The sequence below is a fragment of the Acinetobacter sp. FDAARGOS_559 genome (assembly GCF_003940475.1).
Lineage (GTDB): Bacteria > Pseudomonadota > Gammaproteobacteria > Pseudomonadales > Moraxellaceae > Acinetobacter > Acinetobacter baumannii.
In genome coordinates this window covers 1-6,078 of record NZ_RKJG01000007.1, presented here as the reverse complement: position 1 = coordinate 6,078, position 6,078 = coordinate 1, and the positions used below count along the sequence as shown (strand labels likewise).

Genomic DNA, 6,078 nt, shown 5'->3' with positions numbered 1-6,078 from the left:
GAAGAATACAGAGGAACAACTTCTGAGCGGTATCGAACAAACGTCACAGACTATCAGAGACAGCTTGAACATAAGAGCCAATATCACTGCGACCGCTATCCAACAGTCGGACGAGAAAATAGCCCAGAGCATTCAAAACAACGCCCAGACGGTCGAGAAGCAGTTAAGCCTGTATCAAACCTTGCTGCAATCGAAATTGAGCCATTTAACGCAATTAAACGAGCAAATACAGAGCCAAGAACAACAAGCCCAGAATCAAGCGGTACAGAAAAAACTTACCACTTTGAATATGGGACTGATTTCAGTAGCAGTTATTTTGCTTATAGCAATTTTCTCGCTTGGTCTCGTCACCAAAAACAAGTACAGCGAGATGCAGACGCTAAATACCGTGATCAACGAGAAGCAAATGAGGGTCGACCATTTGAACCGATCGGGAGGCAGTTTGACGATCAGCACATGCAAGCGACCAGACAGCAAAGCACAGCGCCTATGTATTCAGATCAACAAGAACGCAGGCGAATGGCAGAACGGCTACATGATTCCAATGGGGTATTAAACGATGACCGAATTAGAAACACAATTATTGAGAATCATCGAAGAACAACAGCAACAATTAATGCAACAACAAGTGCAATTGCAGAAGCAACAGCAAGCTTTAGACACAATGCAAACCAAAATTATCCAAGCCTTGTCAGCACAATCAAAGACAATCAAGAGCGATCAGCAAAGCTTACAGCAAGCACAGAAATCATTAGCGACAATGCAGAAGCAATTTCACGAGCTAGAACGAAGTACAGCAAGCTATACCGAGCAGATCAATGGCAAAGTCCGAGAGATGAGCCTTATCACAGCCAACAACGAAGAAATTCTGGAGAGAATCTCAACCACACAGCATTCTGTCTCGTCAGAAGTAGCCAAAGCGCAGCAGAATTTGCTCGAAACATCCGAGATATTGAAAAAAATCTCGTCCAGATGAATGAGCGTAAACAAGAGATAGAAAAACCTCGACCTAAGCAAGATCGAGGTATGGATTTTGGGATGTAATTATTTTCTAGTATGTTGGTGTTTATTTCTTAGTATTAGCTTGTACTAATGTTTAAATTTAGCTATATTGAATGTAGTATAGGCTTGTTTATATATTTTGGTGGTGTTATGAATAATAACTGTGTAGTAGTACTAACTGCTCGTGGAAAGACTAGAATTTTAAAAGAAGGTGGTAGTCAGTCTTGGAGACTAAATGCTCATAATGCAGGAAAGTGCGATTATCTAGTTTGTGTGCAAAATAGGAAACAATCTTGGGGAGAACCAGAGGCTGATCATCACACTGCATTTTTAGTTGGCAAAATATCTAGTATCAGCCAATCTCAAGAAGAAGATGCAGATGGTAGATGGATAATAAATATCTCCGAATATGCTGATATATCTATTCCCAATATGTGGGATGGTAATCGGAATCCAGTTTCTTATAGTTCATTAGAAGAGATGAATATCGATTTGAATGAGCTGAAATTTACCAAATTAAATGAAGATAATTCTTCTAAAACACTGGATAAAATATCTATTCCTGAAGCTAAGAGACTATTAGCTAATTATTTTGATGTCCCTCAAGAAAATATTTCAATTACAATCAATATGTAAGCTTTTAATTGACCAAAAAAAGAAAAAAGCCTTTCACGTTAATGAAAGGCTTTTTTGAATCTTAGCGCTTGGGAGGGAAGATCTTAGATCCGCAGTCTCTCAAACTTACAACTATATATTAGGGTATATACGGTGGAATTGTCAAATGATGCAGTGCTTAAGATAGAGCAGGCTTTATCTATACCACGCTTATCTAAGTATGAAAATTTCTATAAAGATAAAGGTGAACCATATGAAAAATCTGATGTATTGATGCTTTATGAACGTAATTTAATAATTTCCAATAAGTTTTTTTACTTATTAAATTATTTTGAAGTTGTTCTGAGAAATGCTGTTGTTCAGGCAATAGAAATATCTTTTAGGTGTAATGAAACAAATAGTTGGCATGAAAATGAAGCTTTTATTCGAAGCCTTAGCCGTAGAGGGAGGTATAGCCCTAAAAGTATGTTTGATAGTGCTAAAGAGAAGTTCCCAGATTCGCCTAGTAAAATGATCCCTGAGCTTAAATTTGTATTCTGGCAAAAGATGCTTATGGCTAATTATGAAGAACGTATTTGGCAGGGATGTTTTAATTCTATTTTTCCTAATGCAACAGTTGAAAACAGGCAAATTTTTTACGATTGGACAGATCAATTACGTGAATTAAGAAACAGGATTGCTCATCATGAACCGATTATTTTTAACCGTAATCTAGAAAATGATTTAGAGGTTTTAACAAAATTTATTTACTGTCGTTGTATTAATACATACGATTTTATCGAGCAATCTGCATTAGATCTAAAAGAATATTTAGATTTTTAAGATAAGAATTTCACCCCAAACAATCGAAAGGTCAGACTATTTTGCAAATGTTGAATTAACAAGGTTAGTAGTAAAGCAGTAAATCCGATAACGGTAGCAGTGTTTCCTAACACCTGAGTTAAGCCGCGCCGCAAAGCGGCGTCGGCTTGGACGAATTGTTAGGCCGCATATCGCGACCTGAAAGCGGCACGCAAGACCTCAACCTTTTCCGCCCCGAGTGAGGTGCATGCGAACCTGTAGGACTCTATGTGCTTTGTAGGCCAGTCCACTGGTGGTACTTCATCGGCATAGTAAAAGTAATCCCAGATGATCGCCTCCCAGCTGTTACAACGGACTGGCCGCCCGGCGATGACACCCTCAGCCGCCTCTGGGCACGAGCCCTGCGGAGCCTCCGCGATTTCATACGCTTCGTCTGCCCACCAAGCAGGTTCGCAGTCAAGTAACTCATCCCCGATCTCCGCTAAGAATCCATAGTCCAACTCCTCCGTGACGCGCCCGCCGAGCATTTCAACTATTGCCTCGAGCTCGCCGCGCCTCTCGCCGGGAAAAGTCAGATCAATATCATCGTGCTTGCGTGTTACACGCCCTAGCCGTGCATCGATCGCCCAGCCCCCACCGATCCAGAGCGGCAGATTTCGCTCATCTGCCGCAGCTAGAATTTGGTGTATCAATGCGACCTGCGTTGTGTCCATGCGGCCTAACATAGTAAGCCCTCCCAGAATGTCAGTAATTAGACTATTAATTGAATTGTTACATCCAATAGTGAGCTCCCAGTGATTGTCTTAACTATCCAACCTTTCGATTGGATGGGGCAGAGCACCATTATTCTGTTTGAATGCGGTGTTAGTGTCAACTAGGTTCTTTATTTCTTCAAGGAGTTTGAAAGTGCTAAGTATTTTTACTTTACTTTGTTCCTCAATATAAATTTTTTTAAGACCATTTAGCAGCTTGTATTTGGATATTTTGGATAGGAGAATGAATAAGGTTGCGGTATTGATTCTTCCCCCTTTTAGATGAAGTAAACGGTTTTTTTGCAGTATTGGAATATTTCTATATTCTGTTAGTTGATCTTTTAAGTCATCAGGAATTTTCATTTCGTAAAAATTATATTTTTTAGAACAGTCTAATATCGAGTGATTTAGGCTTTCTGTATTTGTATTAATAAAAATGCATTTTTCAAATGTGCAATTTTTAAAGCGACAATCTCTAAAAATAGCAGCATAAAATACGCACTTTTTGAAGTGAACATTCGTAAACCTATTCTTATTTAAGATTACTCCTGAAAAATCAGATAAAACAATTTTTATATTTTTGAATGAACATGATCGTAGGCGGGATCCTCTCAAATTAACATTAAAAAATGTTTTATTAGAGAAACGTACTTTAGAAGAAATAGATTTGGCTAGGAGGCTATTTGAATACTTACGTTTTTCGATGTGCTTGTTATGAAATCTAGGAAGTTTTGACATTAATAGTCCAAAGAATAGGAGTTTCAGCTTAATTCTTAGGTGTAATCAAAAAAAATAATGGACAGGTCTCTTGCGAAATCTGTCCATTAGTTTTAAATTCGATGGGTACAGTTATTTGATGCTTGCAACATCAATTAACGAAAGATCGGCAGAGCTTGCAACTCATACTGATATTCACCTTAAAGGCTAGTACCACTATCTATTTTAAAGAATTAGAACAGTTTGACAAGCCTCAATTTGAAGTCCTTCGTTAATTCAGCAGTTTAAATCATCAAATAAGCACCTAACGGTCGAGCTTTATCTACTTCTGTGCGCCTTTTTTAAGGAAGATATGCGTTGCATGTGGAGGGAATAAGTGTCACTGGTGCATCGTAGCGATAGTCGCAAGGCTAAACCGCTTACAGGGGATCTCACATAGGCGGAGCGTTGGAAGTAGTTGTATAGGTTGGTTAAGTTGCATGTTGGAGTAATCCTCGCAGAGATACCACCATACTTCGACAGGGAGCGCGTGGGAGAAGGTGCAAAACCTTTAGTCCTTGTCTGCATGGTCAGCAAAACCATGTGCGGATACGACCGATGCGTGGCTCCGTCAGCCCAATTACAGGTTAATCGGCAATACTTAAGAGGATATTTGATTTTTTTAAATCAAAGCCTCTTAGGGAAAGTATTGCCGAAACTCTCTCAACGTTCACCATCAGCCCGAGCAAAGCGAGGGATGTGGGGACGGTGAGAAAGAGTTGAGCGCATTTGTTTTTACAAGATTCATGCCAATACCTACTAGAGTTTATATACCGTGTCATTTGATTAGTTTTTATTGAATTTCACTCGTCCATTTTTAAATAAGCAAGGATACACAGCTACCCCTATTTAACTTCGTTAAACAGTGATAGTCTGTGACCTTGATCAGGGGCTTCACCCCCGATACCCCCGAAAAGCTTTAAACAGAAAAATCAAAGATTTTCCAATTTAAAGCTTACAAAAGCCAAAGCAGGGTAGATTGAAATGTCAGGACAGGAACAAGAAAACAAACAGAGCAAAGCAGTTCGAGAACGAACCTTTAAAGTCAGACTTTCAGAATCAGAATATCAATTGCTCGATTCCAATAATCCTTATGGTTCGATTGCAAAGTTGCTTAGACAAGCAGCAGTAGAGAAAGCGACTAAAATTCATAATTCCAAAGCAGAAGATGACCAAAAAATTAAAGCAACAAAGGTTGTTGAATCTTCGTATAGCAAGACAGAGCGAGCATTAATTTTAGAGCTTGGTCGGATTGGCAACAATGTGAATCAGATTGCTAAAGCAGTGAATACCGATATTGCAGGGGTAGGTACTTTTGACAAAGTGAAGTTACTTCATTTGTTGATTTCCATAGATCAGCAGCTTCGGGAGTTACGTCCAGATGATCGTTGATTTCTTTAGACATGGTTCAGGTTTATCAAAAGGCTGTCTCGATTATTTGTTAGGTGAAGATCGAGAGCGTGAACATGCTCAAGTGCTCAATGGTGATGTAGAACTGACAGCACAACTCATTGATAGCAGTCCTTTTGCCAAAAAATATACCAGTGGTTGTTTGTCCTTTTATGAGCATGATTTATCTGACCAGGATAAACAGAAAATCATGCAAAATTTTGAGGAATGTTTATTCCCGGGACTAGATAAAGACCAATATCAAATTTTATGGGTACAGCACCAAGACAAAATTAATCAGGACACAGGTGAGACAAGGCTTGAGCTTAATTTTGTGATTCCTAATGTTGAGCTTTCAACAGGCAAACGCCTACAGCCATTCTATGCGCCAGTCGATTTAGATCGAGTCGATCTATTTAAGCAGATCACTAATACCGAACATTCACTGTATGACCCCGATGATCCTGAGCATCGACAGCTATTTTTAAATAAAAAGAACCTACCCAAAGATATTAAGGATTTTAAAGCGCAGTTACATCAACGTGTTTACCGAGCGGTTGCCAATGGTGATGTTGCCGATCGGCAAGAATTGGTGCAATGGCTTGAATCGAATCAAATCAATGTCACTCGACAAGTAAAAAACTCCATATCCATTGAAAACCCATATGAGGGCGCAAAACGTCCCATCCGTTTAGAGGGCGAGATTTATGAGCAAGGCTTTAGAGCTACTGGCGAATATAGACAAGAAGTACAACAACGAATT

At 39.3% G+C, this 6,078-nt stretch carries 5 protein-coding genes and 2 pseudogenes; 5 read left to right on the top strand and 2 right to left on the bottom strand.

Annotated features, from left to right (window positions below; genetic code table 11):
• From EGS71_RS22380 to EGS71_RS22370, 3 genes and pseudogenes are all read left to right on the top strand, one after another.
• Positions 1-1,044, top strand: a pseudogene (locus EGS71_RS22380) (mobilization protein); the annotation flags it as partial.
• A 108-nt stretch (positions 1,045-1,152) separates the two neighbouring features.
• Positions 1,153-1,638: a hypothetical protein gene (locus EGS71_RS22375; RefSeq protein WP_051064109.1), complete on the top strand. Its 486-nt coding sequence runs from the start codon at positions 1,153-1,155 to the stop codon at positions 1,636-1,638.
• A gap of 132 nt (positions 1,639-1,770) precedes the next feature.
• A complete protein-coding gene (locus EGS71_RS22370) occupies positions 1,771-2,439 on the top strand; it encodes an Abi family protein (protein ID WP_000423610.1) in 669 nt (222 codons plus the stop codon).
• A gap of 158 nt (positions 2,440-2,597) precedes the next feature.
• Here EGS71_RS22370 and aadB read toward each other — a convergent pair whose 3' ends face one another.
• Both aadB and EGS71_RS22360 read right to left on the bottom strand, forming a co-directional pair.
• The gene (gene aadB, locus EGS71_RS22365) at positions 2,598-3,131 is read right to left on the bottom strand and encodes an aminoglycoside nucleotidyltransferase ANT(2'')-Ia (RefSeq protein WP_010883707.1); all 534 of its coding nucleotides are present in this window, start codon (positions 3,129-3,131) and stop codon (positions 2,598-2,600) included.
• Between the two features lie 90 nt (positions 3,132-3,221).
• Positions 3,222-3,908, bottom strand: coding sequence for a pentapeptide repeat-containing protein (locus EGS71_RS22360; protein ID WP_002011386.1), 687 nt, complete (start codon positions 3,906-3,908; stop codon positions 3,222-3,224).
• Positions 3,909-4,910: 1,002 nt separating this feature from the next.
• Here EGS71_RS22360 and EGS71_RS22355 point away from each other — a divergent pair.
• Together EGS71_RS22355 and EGS71_RS22350 are read left to right on the top strand one after the other, a co-directional pair.
• Positions 4,911-5,318 (top strand): MobC family plasmid mobilization relaxosome protein, encoded by a 408-nt coding sequence (locus EGS71_RS22355; protein ID WP_000016535.1) that lies wholly within the window; start codon positions 4,911-4,913, stop codon positions 5,316-5,318.
• Positions 5,308-6,078, top strand: a pseudogene (locus EGS71_RS22350) (relaxase/mobilization nuclease domain-containing protein); the annotation flags it as partial. The gene EGS71_RS22355 and the pseudogene EGS71_RS22350, both read left to right, overlap by 11 nt.

Coding starts and splice junctions, on each gene's coding strand:
- EGS71_RS22360 (WP_002011386.1), bottom strand. CDS start 3,908: ATGTCAAAACTTCCTAGATTTCATAACAAGCACATCGAAAAACGTAAG.
- aadB (WP_010883707.1), bottom strand. CDS start 3,131: ATGGACACAACGCAGGTCGCATTGATACACCAAATTCTAGCTGCGGCA.
- EGS71_RS22375 (WP_051064109.1), top strand. CDS start 1,153: ATGAATAATAACTGTGTAGTAGTACTAACTGCTCGTGGAAAGACTAGA.
- EGS71_RS22355 (WP_000016535.1), top strand. CDS start 4,911: ATGTCAGGACAGGAACAAGAAAACAAACAGAGCAAAGCAGTTCGAGAA.